Genomic DNA, 1,191 nt, shown 5'->3' with positions numbered 1-1,191 from the left:
YGCTCTTCCGATCTGAACGGGCCCCATTTCAGGACCAGATGTGCAGGAGCCGTCTTCGGGGCCGACCCGGAAACGTCAATCAGCCCCTGCCGCGATAGCCTGGCACGTCCTGGGCGGGAACCCATACCCCTTCGGGTGGCAGGCCGGTCTGCCAGAATACGTCGATCGGAATACCGCCGCGCGGATACCAATAGGCGCCGATGCGCAGCCATTTCGGGTTTAGAACCTCGACCAGCTTCGTGGCGATGCTGACCGAGCAATCTTCATGGAACGCGCCATGGTTGCGAAAGCTGGTCAGATACAGCTTCAGCGACTTGCTTTCGACAATCCAGTCACCCGGAATATAGTCGATGACGATATGGGCGAAATCGGGCTGGCCCGTGACCGGGCAGAGCGAGGTAAATTCGGGTGCGGTGAAGCGTACCACGTAGTCGCGTCCCTTATGGGGGCTCGGCACGCGCTCGAGCGTGGCGGTTTCGGGGCTGTCCGGCTGCACGGTCTGTCGACCCAGCTGGCTGAGTGCTGCGAGATCATTCTCTAATGTGGTCATGAGGGTCTGCCCTGATGTATGGATGGGAGATGCAAGTGTCTCAAGCCGGTTTCCCAGCCCCAGTCATCGTGTCTTCTACAGACGATTTGGCGCAACTCTGCGCCCGACTCAAGCAGGAGCCGTTCGTTACGATCGATACGGAGTTTGTGCGCGAGCATACATACTGGCCGGAACTCTGTGTGGTGCAGCTTGGCGGTGTGTCCGATGTTGCCGTGATCGATACGCTCGCCCCTGGCTTGGACCTTGCTCCGCTGGCCGATCTCCTGGCGACCGAAAGCTGCGTGAAGGTCTTTCACGCGGCCCGTCAGGATCTGGAAATCTTCCTGCATCTGTTCGATGCGTTGCCCTGCTCGATTTTCGATACTCAGGTGGCCGCCATGGTCGGTGGCTATGGCGATCAGGTCGGCTACGACACGCTGGTGAGCGCCATTACCGGGGCGAGCATCGACAAGACCCATCGTTTCAGTGATTGGTCCGCCCGCCCGCTCTCCAAGGCGCAGATCGCCTATGCGGCGGCAGACGTCACCCATCTGCGCGATGTCTATCTGACGCTTCATCGCGAACTCGAAAAGCAGAACCGCCTGCATTGGGCCGATGCCGAACTGGCCGTGCTGAACGACCCGGCAACCTTCCGCCCCGAC

At 60.5% G+C, this 1,191-nt stretch carries 1 protein-coding gene and 1 pseudogene; one reads left to right on the top strand and one right to left on the bottom strand.

The annotated features are described in order from the left end of the window. Nucleotides 1-79: 79 nt before the first annotated feature. Nucleotides 80-550: a preQ(1) synthase gene (queF, locus tag C0V97_RS17325; protein ID WP_127103089.1), complete on the bottom strand. Its 471-nt coding sequence runs from the start codon at nt 548-550 to the stop codon at nt 80-82. A 29-nt stretch (nt 551-579) separates the two neighbouring features. On the opposite strand from queF, the pseudogene C0V97_RS17320 reads away from it, so the two are divergent. Continuing rightward, nucleotides 580-1,191: pseudogene (locus tag C0V97_RS17320) on the top strand (ribonuclease D); the annotation flags it as partial.

The sequence above is a fragment of the Asaia sp. W19 genome (assembly GCF_003994335.1).
Lineage (GTDB): Bacteria > Pseudomonadota > Alphaproteobacteria > Acetobacterales > Acetobacteraceae > Asaia.
Note: the sequence above shows the minus strand (reverse complement) of the source record. Positions and strands in the feature narration are given on the sequence as shown.

Bases quoted from the DNA above. Each gene is read 5' to 3' on its own strand.
- queF (WP_127103089.1), bottom strand. From the start codon at position 550: ATGACCACATTAGAGAATGATCTCGCAGCACTCAGCCAGCTGGGTCGA.